Annotated in this window: 13 protein-coding genes; 5 read left to right on the forward strand and 8 right to left on the reverse strand. The window is 72.2% G+C overall.

Annotation, left to right across the window (positions count from 1 at the left end; all coding sequences use genetic code 11):
- Positions 1-92 precede the first annotated feature (92 nt).
- Positions 93-1,205, reverse strand: a complete 1,113-nt coding sequence (locus tag E4K62_RS00720) for a beta-eliminating lyase-related protein (RefSeq protein WP_167747679.1) — start codon at positions 1,203-1,205, stop codon at positions 93-95.
- A gap of 176 nt (positions 1,206-1,381) precedes the next feature.
- Positions 1,382-2,491, reverse strand: coding sequence for an Rv2578c family radical SAM protein (locus E4K62_RS00725; protein ID WP_135062623.1), 1,110 nt, complete (start codon positions 2,489-2,491; stop codon positions 1,382-1,384).
- Between the two features lie 106 nt (positions 2,492-2,597).
- Between E4K62_RS00725 and E4K62_RS00730 the strand changes: the two genes are divergently transcribed.
- Together E4K62_RS00730 and E4K62_RS00735 are read left to right on the forward strand one after the other, a co-directional pair.
- Positions 2,598-3,662, forward strand: coding sequence for a M15 family metallopeptidase (locus E4K62_RS00730; RefSeq protein WP_135062625.1), 1,065 nt, complete (start codon positions 2,598-2,600; stop codon positions 3,660-3,662).
- Between the two features lie 169 nt (positions 3,663-3,831).
- The gene (locus E4K62_RS00735; protein WP_135062627.1) at positions 3,832-4,995 is read left to right on the forward strand and encodes an acyl-CoA dehydrogenase family protein; all 1,164 of its coding nucleotides are present in this window, start codon (positions 3,832-3,834) and stop codon (positions 4,993-4,995) included.
- A 128-nt stretch (positions 4,996-5,123) separates the two neighbouring features.
- Here E4K62_RS00735 and E4K62_RS00740 read toward each other — a convergent pair whose 3' ends face one another.
- The 4 genes from E4K62_RS00740 to E4K62_RS00755 all read right to left on the reverse strand — a co-directional run bounded on the left by E4K62_RS00740 (position 5,124) and on the right by E4K62_RS00755 (position 9,550).
- Positions 5,124-6,374, reverse strand: coding sequence for an LCP family protein (locus E4K62_RS00740; protein ID WP_135062629.1), 1,251 nt, complete (start codon positions 6,372-6,374; stop codon positions 5,124-5,126).
- Between the two features lie 79 nt (positions 6,375-6,453).
- Positions 6,454-7,266, reverse strand: a complete 813-nt coding sequence (locus E4K62_RS00745) for an energy-coupling factor transporter transmembrane component T (RefSeq protein ID WP_135062631.1) — start codon at positions 7,264-7,266, stop codon at positions 6,454-6,456.
- On the reverse strand, positions 7,263-8,999 hold the full coding sequence (locus E4K62_RS00750; protein ID WP_135062633.1) for an ABC transporter ATP-binding protein: 1,737 nt from the start codon (positions 8,997-8,999) through the stop codon (positions 7,263-7,265). The genes E4K62_RS00745 and E4K62_RS00750 overlap by 4 nt, the downstream gene beginning before the upstream one ends.
- The gene (locus E4K62_RS00755; RefSeq protein WP_135062635.1) at positions 8,996-9,550 is read right to left on the reverse strand and encodes an ECF transporter S component; all 555 of its coding nucleotides are present in this window, start codon (positions 9,548-9,550) and stop codon (positions 8,996-8,998) included. The genes E4K62_RS00750 and E4K62_RS00755 overlap by 4 nt, the downstream gene beginning before the upstream one ends.
- Before the next feature lie 165 nt (positions 9,551-9,715).
- On the opposite strand from E4K62_RS00755, the gene E4K62_RS00760 reads away from it, so the two are divergent.
- The 3 genes from E4K62_RS00760 to E4K62_RS00770 all read left to right on the forward strand — a co-directional run bounded on the left by E4K62_RS00760 (position 9,716) and on the right by E4K62_RS00770 (position 14,691).
- Positions 9,716-13,294, forward strand: coding sequence for a S8 family serine peptidase (locus tag E4K62_RS00760; RefSeq protein ID WP_167747680.1), 3,579 nt, complete (start codon positions 9,716-9,718; stop codon positions 13,292-13,294).
- A gap of 132 nt (positions 13,295-13,426) precedes the next feature.
- Positions 13,427-13,837, forward strand: a complete 411-nt coding sequence (locus E4K62_RS18595) for a hypothetical protein (protein WP_167747681.1) — start codon at positions 13,427-13,429, stop codon at positions 13,835-13,837.
- A gap of 38 nt (positions 13,838-13,875) precedes the next feature.
- Positions 13,876-14,691, forward strand: a complete 816-nt coding sequence (locus E4K62_RS00770; protein WP_135062641.1) for an MBL fold metallo-hydrolase — start codon at positions 13,876-13,878, stop codon at positions 14,689-14,691.
- A gap of 34 nt (positions 14,692-14,725) precedes the next feature.
- Here the strand turns inward: E4K62_RS00770 and E4K62_RS00775 are convergent, their stop codons facing one another.
- On the reverse strand, positions 14,726-15,979 hold the full coding sequence (locus E4K62_RS00775; protein ID WP_135062643.1) for an RNA polymerase sigma factor: 1,254 nt from the start codon (positions 15,977-15,979) through the stop codon (positions 14,726-14,728).
- Positions 15,969-16,328, reverse strand: coding sequence for a YciI family protein (locus E4K62_RS00780; protein ID WP_135062645.1), 360 nt, complete (start codon positions 16,326-16,328; stop codon positions 15,969-15,971). The genes E4K62_RS00775 and E4K62_RS00780 overlap by 11 nt, the downstream gene beginning before the upstream one ends.
- Positions 16,329-16,468: the final 140 nt, after the last annotated feature.

A 16,468-nucleotide genomic window follows, 5' to 3' on the forward strand; every position in this document is an offset into this window, starting at 1 on the left:
ATCATGTCGCGGTTTCGCCGGTGGGGTGCGGTCTCGCCGTTCGCGAGTTGATCCGGGATGGGGCCGATCCGGCGCGCGGGCCGGATGCGGCGTCATCGTGTGCCGCCTGCGCGGTCGGCGACGAGCCTGCCGACGCGGTGGACGTCGTCGGCCGTCCAGTCCAGCGCCGGATCGGCGGTCGTCATCTCCGCCAGCGCGCCGCCCCCCTCCTCCGCCCACCATCCGTGCAGGAAGCGCCATCCGGTGGTCTCTGTGACCTCCAGCACCGCGCGGTTCATGTCGGCTGCGCTCGCCTCGGCGCGGACGAAGAACTCGCGGGGCCGGGGAGCGGAGGGGAGCGGCCGCATCCCGACGTCGTCGAGAGCGCCGGCGATCACACCGGCGTGGGCCGTCCACATCGGTACGCGCGAGACGCGCTCATCGAGGCCGCGCAGCGCGCCGACGACCGCGGGCCAGGCTGAGAAGAGTTGCCCGCCGTAGCGGATCCGCCACGTGCGCGCGCGATCGATGAGCTCCGCGTCGCCCGCCAGGGCGGCCCCCGACATCGCTCCCGGCGCCTTGTACAGGGAGAGGTAGACCGAGTCGGCGAGTGCGGCGACCTCGGCGGTATCCCGTCGCCACACCGCCGCGGCGTCCCACAGGCGCGCGCCGTCGAGGTGCACGGCGGCGTCGGCCGCGCGGGCCGCCCCGACGGCGGCACGGAAGTCGGCCCACGGCGGCAGTTCGTATCCGAGGTCCTGGAAAGGCACCTCGAACACGACGGCCGCGGCACCTCGCGCGGCCGCCCCCGTCTCCTCGGCGGTGGCGTAGCGCGGTTCCTCCGTCGCGAACACGGGGGTCAATGCCGCGAGCGCGGTGACCGCGTCCTCCTCGTTCAGCAGGGTGTGGTGACGCGGATGCAGCACCACCCGCGTCGTGCCGGCCCGCTCCGCCCAGCAGCGGAGGGCGATCTGCTGCGCCATCGTGCCGGTGGGCAGCCACAGCGCATCCGGCATGCCGAGCATCGCGGCGATGCGCTCCTCCAGCTCGCGCATGACGCCATCTCCGTAGACGTCTCCGCGCCGGTCCAGGTCGGCGCTCCCCGCGGTCAGGCGCTCGAGCTGCTCGGTCATCGTGAGGGGCCGCTCGCCGGAGAGCAGGTGGTGGGCACGGCGACTCGCGTCCCACATGCGGCGGCGGTCGTCCGTCGAAGCGGTGTCGGTCATGCTCGCCGATTGTCCTCCGCACGGGGTGGCCACGGAACCCCGCCGGGAGGCGAACCAGACTCCGCGAGACCGCATCGCACCGACGAGACCGCGACATGATGTCGTTGTTTCGCCGGTGGGGTGCGGTCTCGCCGTTCGCGGGCTTATCGCGGGCACCGCCCGCGGCGCCTGCGTCGTCAGAAAAGGGTGGGCGCGCTGGCGGGTGCGACCCGCGGCCGCGTCTCCTGCACCGGCCCGAGGCCCCGCAACGCGCCCGGATCGCCCTCGACCGGGCGCAGGGCGCGATCGGCGAGGCCTGGCACGGGCCGGCCGCGCGGATGGTCGTCCTCATCGCGCCCGTCCAGGCGATGCAGCCGCAGCAACGGCCGCACCCGGGTGGCGAGCCACTTCCGGTACCCCTTCGGTGCCTGCGACGAGACCCCGGGATACAGGCCGCGGTACGAGGAGACGAGCTCCGGATGCTCCCGCTCCAGCCATGCGAAGAACCACGGTTTCACGCCCGGGCGCAGATGCAGCGCGCCGTATACGACGCGGTCGGCTCCGGCTTCGCGGATGCGACGCAGCGCGTCGTCGAGCGCCGCGACCGAGTCGGTGAGATGGGGCAGGACCGGCATGAGGAAGACAGTCACCCGGAATCCCGCCTCGGTGGCCGCCTTCACGGTGTCCAGGCGTGCCTGCGCGGTCGGCGTCCCCGGTTCCATCGACTTCTGCAGCACATCGTCGAACACCGCGATCGACATGGCCAGCGAGACGCGCACCGACGCCGCCGCATCCGTGAGCAGCGGCAGATCGCGCCGCAGCAGCGAACCTTTGGTGAGGATCGAGAACGGCGTGCCCGACTCGGTCAGCGCCGATGCGATCTGCGGCATGATCCGATAGCGCCCCTCGGCGCGCTGGTACGGGTCGGTGTTGGTGCCGAGCATCACCGGGTCTCGCGTCCACGAGCCGCGCCGCAGCTCGGTGCGCAGCACGTCGGCGACGTTGACCTTGACCACGATCTGAGAGTCGAAATCGCTGCCGGCGTCCAGATCGAGGTACTCGTGGGTCCCGCGGGCGAAGCAGTACGTGCAGGCGTGGCTGCATCCGCGGTACGGATTCACCGTCCAGTCGAACGGCATGGCGGATGCGCCGGGCACGCGGTTCAGCGCCGTCTTGCACAGCACTTCGTGGAAGGTCATGCCGGCGAACTCCGGTGTCGTGACCGAGCGGACGAGGCCGTCCATCCGCTCCATGCCCGGGAGAGCGGACGGGTCGTCGACTCCCAGCTGCTGCCCTTGCCACCTCATCGTTCCATGGGAACAGACGTACGAATCTCTGTCAAGACGGTCGCACAGAGATTCGAAGCGTCGGCCGTGCGCTGACGCGCGAGGCGGCCTGGGGGACAATGGGAGCGTGACGGCACCCGACCCGCACACCCTGACGCGCCGCGCGCTTCGCGAGGCCGCGCAGCGGAGTGCCCGCACCCGCGTGACGGCGCCTGCGCAGCACGCACGCCGCCGGCGACCCGGGATGCGCGTCGTCGTGGCGCTCTCCGGAGCCCTCCTGCTCGCAACGGGCGCCGCCGCGGCGACCGGCGCCGCCCTCACCGCCCCGGCCCTGGCCGAACCGGCGGCGGCGCCGTCGAGCGCGGCCCCGCAGGAGACGGTGGAGGCGCTCATCCAGCCCATCCCGGCCGAAGGGCTTCCCACGCCCGTGATGTCGCCCGCGCCGACCGGCGGCACGACCGGAGGTGGGACGCTGTGCGAGGACCCCGCACTCGCCGCCGCCGTGGCAGCCGGCGACGACGCCGCGGCGATCGCGGCCGCCGGGGGTCCCGAGCTGTTCCGCTCCGCGGTGGCGACCGGGACGGCGCCGTGCATCCGGCTGGACGATCCGGCCCGCGTGTGGGTGGTCATCAACAAGCAGCGCCCCTACGTCCCCATCGACGTCGAGCCGAACCCGCTGCGCGCGCCCGAGGGCGTGCGCACCCTCGCCGACACCGCGCTGCGAGAGGATGCGGCATCCGCCCTGAGCGCGCTCGTCCAGGCGGCGGCCGGCGCCGGTGCGGGCGAGATCGCCGTGGAGAGCGCGTACCGCTCGTACGCGACGCAGCGCAGCACCTACGGGGGGCACGCCGCCGACCGCGGCGTGGAGGGCGCCGACCTCGTCAGCGCGCGGCCGGGCTTCAGCGAGCACCAGTCCGGCCTCACGGCGGATGTCGTCCCGTGCGACGGCTCGTGCGCGACGATCGACGACCTCGCCGGCTCCCCACAGGGGCGGTGGATCGCCGAGCACGCGTGGGAGTACGGCTGGATCGTGCGGTACGTCGAGGGCCGGACGGATGTGACCGGATACATGCCCGAGCCCTGGCACCTCCGGTACATCGGACCCGACCTCGCGCGCACGTACCACGAGGGCGGGTGGACCACCCTCGAGGAGTTCTTCGGCCTGCCTCCGGCCCCCGGCTACGCGCAGTAGGCCGGCATCTGGCGCCATCCCACAACGCGGCACCGGGTATCACCGTCGGTGGGATGCGGTTCCGACAGCGGACGTCCGGCGCGGCGGAGCGCTCCCTTAGAATCGCTCGGGCAGCACGGTCGATCGGCCGGAGCCCACAGCATCCACTCGGAGCAGAGAGGGAGTCGGCATGGACCGCGACATCTACGACGAAGACCACGAGGCGTTCCGCGACGTGGTGCGCGAATTCGTCAAGCGCTACGTCTCCAACCAGGCGCGCGAGCGCTGGGACGCCGAAGGGGAGATCGACCGCGAGACGATGCTCGCGGCGGGCCAGTCCGGCCTCATCGGCCTGTCGGTGCCGGAGGAGTTCGGCGGCGCGGGGATGCTGCAGGACTACCGCTTCCGCACGATCGTGATGGAGGAGGTCATCCGCGCCGGTGCCGGTTCGCTCGCCGGCGCCTTCGGCATCCAGGACGACCTCGCGGTGCCCTACCTCGCCCACTTCGGTACGCCGCAGCAGAAGCAGAAGTGGCTGCCCGGCATGGCGACCGGTGAGGTGATCGGCGCCCTCGCGATGACCGAGCCCGGCGCCGGCAGCGACCTGCGCGGCGTGACCACGACGGCGAAGAAGGTCGACGGCGGATACCTCGTCAATGGCGCCAAGACGTTCATCTCCAGCGGCAAGACCGCCGACCTCGTCGTCACCTTCGTCAAGACGGGCGAGGGCAACCGCCCGGATGCGTTCAGCCTGGTGCTCATCGAGAACGGCATGGCGGGCTTCGAGCACGGCAAGAAGCTGCACAAGATGGGCTTCCAGGGCCACGACACCGCGGAGCTGTCCTTCAGCGACGTCTTCGTGCCCGAGGAGAACCTCATCGGCGGTGAGGAGGGGCACGGCTTCATCCAGCTCATGCGCAACCTGCCGCTCGAGCGCCTCTCGATCGGTGTCGCCGCCGCCGCGGCCGCGGACGCCGGCCTCGCGTGGACGCTGGAGTACGTCAAGAGCCGCGAGGCGTTCGGCACGCCCGTCATCGACTTCCAGAACACGCGGTTCCGGCTCGCGGATGTCGCGACCACCGTCGACGTGCTCTGGGCGTACGTCGATCGCGCGATCGCCCTGTACGGCGAGGGCAAGCTCACGCCCGAGGAGGCCGCGAAGGTCAAGTTCTGGACGACCGAGCGCGAGGGCGAGGTCCTCGACACGTGCGTGCAGCTGCACGGCGGCTACGGGTACATCACGGAGTACCCCATCGCCCGGGCCTACCTCGACGCGCGCGTGCACCGCATCTACGGCGGCACGAACGAGATCATGCGCGAGATCGTCGGCCGCCAGCTCGCCGGGCGGCGCTGAGCCCAGCCGTCAGCGCGCAGAATTCAGGAGACACGCCGGGCCGGGGTGCTGTGGCGGCCGCCGGGGGCGCGGATCTCCTGAATTCTGCGCACACGGGTGCGCGCCGGGCGACCCCGGCGGGGGCCGGGTTACTGGGAGAGGTTTCCGGCGGAGCAGGTCTCCTGCGCGGCGGTGGAACCCGTCACGCTCGGGGGGAGGGCCACGGCGTCGGAGGGCGCAGTCGGAGTGGCCGTCGGCGTGGGTGCGGCCGTCTCCGTCGGCGGCGCGGACGGGTCGGTGGGCTCGGGGGTGACCTCGACGACGCCGTTGTTGGCGCCGACCTCGCCCGTCAGTTCGATCGGACGGTTCTCGGCCAGCGCCTGCCACAGCGGTGCGGCGGCGCTGTAGTTCGGGACCAGGCGGTCCTCGTCCGACGGCGCGGTGAGCGTCGGATACTGCACGAACACGATCTCCTCGAAGGGCACGTCCTTCACGGCCAGCGCGATCTGCACGAGGGTGAGCGGGTTGGTCAGGGTGGTGGACGGATCGACGTTGCGCAGCCCCGTCGCCGCCAGCCGGTAGAGCGTCGCGGGGTCGGAGAGCACCTCGTCGCTCACGAGCTTGCGGGCCAGGCGCGACATGTACTGCTGCTGGTTGCTGACCCGCGCGAGGTCGCTGCCGCCCACGCCGTAGCGGGTGCGCAGGAACTGCAGCGCCTCGATCCCCGCGACGGTGCGCGGCCCCGCGGGCCAGTCGATGCCGGTCTCGCGGTCGCGCATGCCCCGCGCGAGGCACACCTCCACGCCCCCGACGGCATCGGTGATCTCGATGACGCCACCGAAGGTCACCGTCGCGGCGAAGGGGATCTCCTGGTCGCTGAGGTCGGCGACGGTGTTCGCGATGCAGTTGAGTCCGCCGATGGAGTACAGCTCGTTGATCTGGACCGTCCCGCCGCTCCAGCGCGACCCGTCGGTGCGGGTGCAGCCGGGTGCCTGCAGGATGAGGTCGCGGGGGAACGACACCACCGTCACGCGCCGGGGAGTGTCGGAGATGTGCAGCAGGATGTTGACGTCGTTGAGCCGGCTCGCGGCATCCTTCCCGGTGCACCGGCTGCCGAAGAAGTGGGCGTATTCCGGTTCGCACTCGTCGATGCCGGTGACCAGGAGGTTCACCCCGCCCTCGATCGCCCCGATGTCCGGCGGCGGTGACGGCTGGTCCTCCAGCTCGACGGCGTCTTCGGTGAAGCTCGCGGCCAGGTCGTACGTCGCGTACGCGACGGTGCCGGCGGCGGCCACGAGTACGACCGCCACGGCGACGGCGACCAGGGTCAGCAGCTGCCCGGCGATGCTGGGCGAGCCCAGGCGGGCGTGCCGGGCCACGGTTCTGCGTCGCCGTGCCATGGCGTCTCCCCTCCGCGCCCGGTCGAGGCGTTGGGCCGATTCTAGGGAATGTCTAGCCGGATGCTGCGGCGCGGGGCCGTCAGGCGCCCCACGCGCGCACCACCCAGAACAGCGCGACGGTGACCACCCAGAACCCCGCGACGAACGCGGCGTCGCGGGTGCGGAAGGGCACGAGGTGGCGTTCGGTGCGCTCGGGGTACGCGCCGAACGCGCGCGCATCCATCGCGAGGGCCACGCGCTCGGCGTGACGGATGGCGCCCGCCAGCAGCGGCACCATGTAGCCGACCCATCGGGCGATGGCGGCGAAGGGTCCTCGGCCGCCGTGGGCCCCGCGGACGCGATGAGCCTGGCGGATGACGTCCAGCTCGTACCCGAACCGCGGCACGAAGCGGAACGCGGCGAGGGCGGTGTAGCCGATGCGGTACGGCACACGCAGCTGCTGGACGAGGGCGCGGACGAGGTCCGGCCCCGTCGTGGTCATCCCGCCGATGAGGGCGAGGACGAGGATGGCGGCCAGTCGCAGCGCGGTGGAGAACCCGCTCTCCACAGCGCCGGCGTACCACGTCCATCCGCCCAGCTGCACGAGGACGGCGGTGTCGTCGACGCGGCTCGCATCCGCCCACAGCGAGAACGCCACGCCGACCGCCGCCACCCCCACCGGCACGACAACGCCCAGCGCCATGCCCAGGCGCCGCGTCCACGGGGCGCCCACCACCAGCACCGCGTACCCCAGCACAAGGAAGGTCAGCGGGGTGATCACATCACGGGCGAAGAGCACGAGCACGATCGCCGGCAGCGGCGCCGCGAGCTTGGCGAGGGGATTGAGGCGCGGCAGGAACCGCAGCCGCCCCGTCGCGAGGGGGGCGGCGTACGGGTCGACGCGCGCGCTCATCCGCTGCCGCCCGGGAGGTCGGCGAGGCGTGCCACGGCGGACAGCTCCGGATGCTGCGCGAGTGCGTGCAGCGCGGCCCGCAGCGGCGGCGGCCGGAGACCCGCGCGCGTGAGGAGGGCGTCATCGGCGAAGACCTCGGCGGTGGGGGCGGCGGCCAGTACACGTCCGCCGGCGAGCACGACGGCATGATCGGCGTGCTCGGCCACGAGCTGCATGTCGTGAGTGACGACGATGATCGTCGTGCCCTCGCGGCGCAGGCCGTCCAGCAGCGTCAGGAGCTCGTCGGCCCGCGCGCGATCCTGACCGAAGGTGGGCTCGTCGAGCACCAGGATCCGCGCACCGCCCACGAGCGCGGTGCCCACCGACAGTCGCCGCTTCTGCCCGCCGGAGAGGAGGAACGGATGCGTCCCGGCGTATCGGGTGAGGCCGAATCGCTCGAGGATCTCGTCCGTGCGGGCGCGGACGACGTCGTCGGCCAGCCGCTGCATCCGCAGGCCGTGGGCGATCTCGTCGAAGACGGTGTGCGCGATGAACTGGTGCTCGGGGTTCTGGAAGACGAAGCCGACGCGCCGCGACAGGGTGTGGGCGTCGGCGGAGTGCACGTCGAGTCCATCGAGCCGCACCGTGCCGCGTGGCGGGCGCAGCACCCCGGCGACGGCCTGCACGAGCGTCGTCTTGCCGGCGCCGTTGGCCCCCACGACGGCGACGAACGCGCCCGCCGCGACGTCGAGGTCGACGCCGTCCAGGACGGTGGTGCGGGCCGCCCCGCGCCCGCGGGTCAGGGTGAGCCCCCGCACGCGCACGATCGGCTCGCCTCCGGATGCGGCCGGCCGCCCGCGTCCGGCCGCCTCGGACGCCGCCGCCGGCGGCGGCGTCCGCTCGAGCGCGGCGCGCAGTTCGCCGGGGGTGAGGGGGAGCGGATCGATGGCGTACCCCGCGCGGCGCAGCCGCAGCGCCGCGAGGAGCGATGTCGGCAGCCACACCCCGATCGCCTGCAGCTCCTCCGCACGGCCGCGCAGGACGTCGTCGACGGATCCGTCGGCGACCAGTCGCCCGGCCCCATCGAGGACGACGACCCGGTCGACCAGGCCCACGGCGGCATCGAGGTTGTGCTCGACGAGGAGGATCGCCCGGTCGCCGGCGGCGACGACGTCGGCCAGCGCGGCGTACACCTCTTCGATCCCGCGCGGGTCGAGGTTCGCAGTGGGCTCGTCGAGCACGAGCAGGGGCGAGCCCATGGCGAGCGCCGCCGCGATCGCGAGGCGCTGCCGCCCTCCGCCGGAGAGCAGATCCGGGTTGTCGCCGCGTCGGTCCCACAGGCCCACGCGGCGCAGAGCCGCCTCGGCCCGCGTGAGCACGACGTCCACCGGCAGCCGCAGGTTCTCTGGGCCGAAGGCGACCTCGTCGAGCACGGTGCCGGTGACGATCTGGGCGTCGGGATCCTGGAACACCATTCCCACGCGCGTGCTCAACGTGGCCACCGGTGTGGTCGCCGCATCCATGCCGGCCACCTCGATCGAGCCCGTCACCGTCGCGGGGACGGCGTGGGGGATGAGGCCGTTCAGGGCGAGCGCGAGGGTGGACTTGCCCGAGCCGCTGGGCCCGAGCACCAGCACGACCTCGCCCGGTGACACGTCGAACCCGACGTCGGCGGGGGTCGCCACGTCGGCTCCGTCGTGGGTGATCGCCACGCCGCGCAGGCGCAGGAGCGGCGCGGCGGAGATCCCGGTCACCGCCGGGTCGCGGTGCGGGCGACGCCGGCGCGGCGCAGGCCCGTGCCCACGGCCAGTCCCACCGCGGTCCAGGCGACGGGTCCGAGCAGGAACAGCGCCACGAAGGCCACCTGCACCCACAGCTCGAAGCCGGCGACGCCGAACGCGAACCACATGGGCACGGCCAGCACGAGGCCCGTCACCGCTGCCGAGAGGAAGAAGCGCCACGGCTCCCAGTGGCGATAGCGGGTGAGAGCGGCGACCCCCTCCTGCACGCCGCCGAAGACGACCGCGGCCAGGATGTAGCCGGCGAGCATCGTCGGGGCGATCGCCGATCCCACGATCGCCGCGATCGCATGGGTGATGAGGGCGACCCACGGCTGGCGCAGCATCTCCTGCGCGATGACGCCGGGCAGGGCGTGGAATCCGAGCACGAGTCCGTACAGCGCGACGGCGCCCACGGCGGTGATGGCGTGCAGCACGGCCCAGCCGGCCGACAGCAGCCCCGTTGCGACACCGATCGCCGCGCAGATCAGCAGGACGCGCGTGGGGAGTCGGGATGCCGCGGCCACGCGTTCAGCGTACCCCTGGCCGCTGAGAGCCTGCCCGCCGCGGGCCGGGAGAATCCAGAGGCGATGTGACCATTGGCTGGTAGTGACCTGTGAGCTATGTTTGTGCAACGCGCGGCAGAGCTGTCACGCATTTCGCTCGATACATCCCCCCGTCTGGAGCGCATTATGGGTCGACCCCTGCGTTCGGTCGCTGTCGTGGCGGTTGCCGCGCTCCTGACCGGCCTGTCCGCCACCGCCAGTTACGGCGCCGTCGCCGCGGGGGAGGTGACCAGCCCCGTTCCCGTGGACGCCCCCAGCGGTCAGTACATCGTGCTGCTGGATGAGGCGCCGGCCGCGACCTACGACGGCGGCGTGTCCAACCTGCGCTCGACGCAGCCCGACGAGGGCGACAAGCTCGACGCGAGGGCACCCGAGGTGCAGGAGTACACCCAGTTCCTCGACGACCGCCAGCAGGAGGTCGCGGCAGAGGTGGGGGCCGACCGCGAGTACTCGTACACGCTGGCGGCCAACGGGTTCAGCGCGCAGCTGAGCGCGCAGCAGGCCGCGAAGCTGGCGGCCACCGAGGGCGTGGCCGCGGTGGTGCCCGACGAGATCCGTCACCCCGACGCAGTCCCTTCCACGGAGTTCCTCGGGCTCGAGGGCGAGGGCGGCGTGTGGGAAGCGGTCGGCGGACCGGATGCGGCGGGCGCCGGCACGGTCGTCGGCGTGATCGACACCGGCATCGCACCGGAGCATCCGTCGTTCGCCGGTGAGCCGCTGGGCACCTCGCCCGGCGCGGAGCCGTACCTCGACGGCAACGAGGTCGTCTTCGCCAAGAGCGACGGCACGACGTTCCGCAGCGAGCGCGTGACCGGAGAGGAGTGGGACGTCGACGACTACTCCACGAAGCTCATCGGCGCGAAGTACTTCAGCTCGGGTGCTGCCGCCGCGGGCTACGACTTCTCCGCCGACGTGCTGTCTCCGCGTGACGGGGACGGGCACGGATCGCACACCGCCGGCACCGCCGCCGGCAATCACGCCGTCGCCGCGAGCGTGGAGGGCATCGACTTCGAAGAGATCTCCGGCGTGGCGCCGGGGGCCAAGGTCGCCGCCTACAAGGCGTGCTACTCCGGTCCCGACCCGCTGGTCAACACCGACGACATCTGCGCCCTGAGCGACCTGCTCGCCGCCATCAACGCCGCCGTGGCGGACGGCGTCGACGTCATCAACTACTCCATCGGCGGTGGAGCGGCCACCACGACCTTCTCCACCGAGGACCGCGCGTTCTTCAACGCCGCCGCCGCCGGGATCTTCGTGTCCGTCAGCGCCGGCAACGCCGGGCCGGGAGCAGCGACCGCCGACCACGCGTCGCCGTGGTACACCACGGTCGCCGCATCCACCGTCCCCACCTACGAGGGCACGGTGCAGCTGCCCAACGGCTTCGAGGCCGCGGGCGCATCGGTGTCGGTGCCGTCCGGCGAGGAGGTCACCGGTCCGGTCGTGTACGGCGGCGACATCGTCGCGGACGGCGCCGATCCCGCGCAGGCGGCGCTGTGCTACATCGGGGCGCTCGATCCGGCCGAGGCGGAGGGCAGGATCGTCGTGTGCGACCGGGGCGAGAACGCCCGCATCGAGAAGTCGCAGGCCGTCGAGGAGGCGGGCGGGATCGGCATGATCCTCGTCAACGTCACGCCGTCTTCGCTGGACAACGACTTCCACTCGGTGCCGACCGTGCACATCGCCGACACCTTCCGTGCCGCGCTGCTCGAGTACGTGCGGAACACTCCGGATGCCACGGCCACCCTGATCGGTGAGAACGTCACGGGGGTGGAGACCCCGACCCCCGTGATCGCGGGCTTCTCCAGCCGCGGGCCGATGCTCGCCGACGGCAGCGACATCCTCAAGCCCGACCTCACCGCCCCCGGCGTGGCGATCCTCGCCGCGACGCAGAACCGCGCGGGCGAAGACCCCACGTTCGGCTTCAAGTCGGGCACGTCCATGTCGGCCCCGCACATCGCCGGGCTCGCCGCGCTGTACCTCGGGGAGCGTCCGAACGCGACGCCCGCCGAGATCAAGTCGGCGATGATGACCACCGCGTACGACACCGTGAACGACGACGGCTCCACGGCCACCGACCCGTTCGCGCAGGGCGCCGGTCACGTCGACCCGACCCGGTTCTTCGAGCCGGGGCTGCTCTACCTGAACGGTCCCGACGACTGGGCGGCGTACCTGCAGGGCAAGGGCCTGTACGACTTCGGCGTGGAGCCCATCGACGGCAGCGACCTCAACCTCGCCTCCATCGCGATCGGATCGCTCTCCACGCCGCAGACGGTGACGCGCACGGTGACCGCGACGCAGGCGGGCACCTTCACCGCATCCATCGACGTACCGGGCATCGACGCGGTCGTCGAGCCGGCCTCGCTGACCTTCGGTGCGGCCGGGGAGACCCAGTCGTACACGGTGACGTTCACGCGCAACGGCGCTCCCGCGGAGGAGTGGACGAGCGGACGGCTGACCTGGACGAGCGGCGACACCACGGTGCGCTCGCCCATCGTCATCCAGCCGGTGACGGCGGATGCTCCGGCCGAGGTGTCGGGCACCGGGATCGACGGCAGCACCGACGTGACCATCACGCCGGGGATCACGGGCGATCTGCCGGTGAACCTCAGCGGCCTGGCGCCGATGGAGCTCTTGGCCGATCCGGACAACCCCGTGGACGGCCACACCGGCGATGAGAATTCCGGTGCCGACAGCGAAGGGTATGTGAGCTGGATCGTGGAGGTGCCCGAGGGCACCGCCCTGTCGCGGTTCACGCTGGACTCCTCCGACGACGAGACCAGCGACCTCGACCTGGCGGTGTACCGCGTCGTCAGCCCCGACGATCTGCGCTACTACGAGGTGTGGCAGTCGGCGACGGGCGCGGCGGACGAGCAGGTGACGCTGCAGGAGCCGACGGCGGGCACGTACCTCATCGAGGCGAACGTGTTCTCCTTCACCGACCCCTTCACGTGGGACCTGTGGTTCGGCAACGTGCCGGCCGAAGTCGGCGAGGGGGCGCTGACGGCGACTCCCAACCCGATCCCCGTGGAACAGGGGGTCGAGACCACCTACGCACTGTCGTGGTCGGGCCTGCAGCCGCAGACGCGGTACCTCGGCGTCGCGCAGTACGCCGACTCGGCGGTGCGCACGGTGCTGACGGTCGACTCGGGTCAGGCGGCGCCGGCGGCCACGGAGGCGCCGACGATCTCGGGCGACCCGCGCGTGGGCAAGACGCTCACCGCGACGCCGGGAACGTGGGAGCCGGCGGAGGTCGAGGTCGCCTACCAGTGGCTGCGCGACGGTCAGCCCATCGATGGCGCCACCGCGCAGACGTACAAGGTGACCAGGGCCGACGTGGGCACGACCCTCTCGGTGCGGGTCACGGCCACCGCCGCCGGCAACCCCACCCCCGGGGTAGCCGACAGCGCCGGGGTCTTCGTGAAGTTCACGTCGCAGACCAAGGTCACGCTCAACCGCTACGTGGGCACGTCGTCCCAGGACTACGCGGTCACCGTCGCCGTCACCCCCTCCGGCGGCGAGGCGGCCACCGGTGAGGTCGAGGTGTGGGTGAACGGCCGGTCCTACACCGGTGCGCTCGCCGAGGGCACCGTGACGATCCCGCTGCCCGCGCAGTCCCGCGGGGTCAAGGTCGTGATCGCGCAGTACGACGGCAGCGACACCGTCGCGTCGTCCACGGGGGTGAGCGGATTCCTCGTGTTCCGCTGATCCGTCGCATCTGAGGGCGTCCGGGCTCCGGCTCGGGCGCCCTCGCGCGCTCCCCGCTGACCGGGGCTCCCGCTCCATCCCGGGTTCATCAGTCCCTGGTTCCGCAGACGCGGCGGGCCCTAAGAACGGGATATGGACACGGGAACAGGCGACACCGAGCACCGATCGGCAGCGGAGGTCGCAGCCCTGCAGCGCGAGTGGATCTTCGGCTGGGACCGCGTCGAGGGTGACCCCCTGCGCGCCTTCGCCGATGTGTTCGGGCGCTACTACGACTTCGACGCGGACGTCCTCCTCTTCGACGACGCCGATCCCGAGCGTCGGACGCACCGGCGGGTGGCCGACTACGCCGACGCGTTCTGGCCGACCTTCTCGGGGCCGGACGGATGCGTCGGGGTGGCACATCCTCCGCGACCAGACGGCCATCTACCCGATCTCCCAGGCGGAGGCCGACTCCTCCTTCGGGTAGGGCTCAGGGGTGTTGGGGGTTCTTCCGCTTCCATCGATGTCGGTCGACCGAGACGCCGGCTCTGTCTGGTTGACTGAGGGCGACCTGGTGCCACGGCAAGCGGGGAGATGTCGGGATGTCGTTCTGGATCTGCGCCACCTGTGCGGTGGAGCATGCCGCGCGTCCCGAGGTGTGCGCGATCTGCGCCGATGAGCGTCAATGGGTGCCGGCGAGCGGTCAGCGCTGGCTGACGCTGGAGGAGATGACGGAAGCCGGCTACCAGACCGCGATCGCCGAGCTCGAGCCCGATCTGTGGGGCATCCGCAGCTCTCCGGAAGCCGGCATCGGCCAGCTCTCCAAACTCGTTCGAACCGAAGAGGGATGTCTGCTGTTCGACCCTCTCGGGTTCATCGACGAGGCGGCGGTGCGCAGCATCCGGGACATCGGCCCGGTCGTGGCGATCGTGGCCAGCCCCCCGCACATGTACGGCGTGCAGCTGGAGTGGAGCCGGATGCTGGGAGGCGTGCCGGTGCTCGTGGCGGAGAAGGACCGCTCGTGGCTGGCACGGCCGGGCGAGGCGATCCGGTTCTGGTCCGACGACATCGAGATCCTGCCCGGGGTGACGCTCACGCAGCCGGGCGGACATTTCCCCGGGAGCGCGGTCGCCCATTGGGTGGCGGGAGCGGAGGGCAGGGGAGTGCTCCTGTCCAGCGACACCATCTTCGCGAATCCCGACCGGGCCAGCGTGAGCTTCATGCGCAGCTTCCCCAACCGGCTGCCGCTCTCGGGTGCGGTCGTGGACCGCGTCGCGCGACACGTCGAGCGCTTCGCGTTCGATCGGCTCTACGGGAACTTCGACAACGTCATCCCGGCCGACGCCCGCGAGATCGTCCGCCGGTCAGCGGACCGCCACACCGCGTGGGTGCGCGGCGATTTCGATCACCTGACCTGAGGCGTGCCGACCGTCAGGCGGCGACTCCGTCGGCTCACGTCAACGCATCCAGCCTACGCTGCAGCCCCGCCCGTTCCGCCGCGCTCTCGGTGAGATCGATGGCCGTGCGGTAGGCCTGCCGGGCCTCCTCGGCGCGGCCCGCCCGCCGGAGAAGATCGGCGTGCGCGGCGGCGACATACGGGTAGACCTGCGCGATCGGATCGGCGATCAGCGGGGCGAGTGCCTGCAGTCCCGCCTCGGGTCCGTCGCGAAACCCGACCGCGACCGCGCGGTTCAGGCCGACCACGGGCGAGGGCCATTGCTGAGCCAGGAGATCGTAGAGGTCGACGATCTCCGCCCAGTCGGTGCTCTCCCACTCTCCGGCCTGTGCATGCACCGCCGCGATCGCCGCCTCCAGTCCGTATCGCGTGGGGCGGCTCCGCAGGCTCCGGCGCACGAGCGTCGCGCCCTCCGCGATCATGGCGCGGTCCCAGCGAGACCGGTCCTGTTCGGGCAGGGCGACCGGCTCGCCCGTGGCCGCGACGCGCGTGCCCCGCCTCGCCGACGTGAGCAGCATGAGGGCGAGCATCGCCGCCACCCGGGCGTCGTGCGGCATCAGGTCGTGCAGGAGCCGGGCCAGGCGGAGCGCAGTGTCGGCGAGATCGTCGCGTACCGCGGATGCTCCGGATGGTGCCGCGTGCCCCGTCGTGAACACGAGGTAGACGACCTGGAGGACGGCGTCCAGCCGCTCCGGGAGCCGGTCGTCGTCGGGGATGCGGAACGGGATACGCGCGACGGCGATCTTCTTCTTCGCCCTCGTGATGCGCGCCGCCATCGTCGGCTGCGGTACGAGGAAGGCGCGGGCCACCTCCGACGTGGACAGGCCGCAGACCAGCCGGAGCGTCAGCGCGACCTGCGCAGGGCGATCCAGTGCCGGGTGGCAGCAGGTCAGGATCAGCCGCAGCCGGTCGTCGTCCACGCCCGTCCCCGCCCGGTCGCCCGGGTCTCCGTGGGCTGTGCTCTGGTCCATCACCAGCAGCGGCAGGAGGCGGGCCGCGCGTCCCTTGCGGCGGAGCACGTCGAGCGCGTGGTTGCGCGCGACGGTCGTGAGCCATGCCCCCGGCCGGTCGGGGACGCCGGTCGCCGACCAGCGGGTCAGCGCCGACGCGAACGCCTCCTGCGCGCAGTCCTCCGCCAGATCGAGGTCGCGCGTGACACGCGCGACGCTCGCAACCACGGTGGGCCACTCCTGCCGGTACGCCGCCGTCACCGCATCGGCGACGGCGGCGGACCCCGACTCAGGGGGCATCGACGACGGGCCGGATCTCCACGCCCGCGGAATAGGGCGCCGCCGTCTCCGGGAGCAGCGCGGCCAGCTCGATCGCGGCGTCCAGGTCGGGCGCGTCGACCAGGTAGTAGCCGCCGACCACCTCCTTCGTCTCCAAGAACGGTCCGTCGGTGACCTCCGGCTGACCGCCCCCGCGCGAGCGCACCGCGGTCGCCGTGCTGGCCGGAGCCAGCTCGTGGCCCGCGAGAATCGCTCCGGCCGCCGTCTGCGCGAACCGGCGGTGACCGTCGTCGATGCGACGGCGCTCGGCGGGCGGGATGTCCTCCCAACTCTCCCGGTCGCCCGTGATCAGCAGCATGTACGTCGCCATGTCCTCCTCCTTCGCGTCGTGCGGACGGGAAAGGAGTCCGCTCACTTCACCGACGAACCGCGATCCGCCCGAATCGACAGGATCACCGTCTCTTCCGAGTGTGTGCGCGATACCGGGCGGCTGTCGATCCCCGGTGGCCG

The organism is Microbacterium wangchenii (assembly GCF_004564355.1).
GTDB classification, from domain to species: Bacteria; Actinomycetota; Actinomycetes; order Actinomycetales; family Microbacteriaceae; genus Microbacterium; species Microbacterium wangchenii.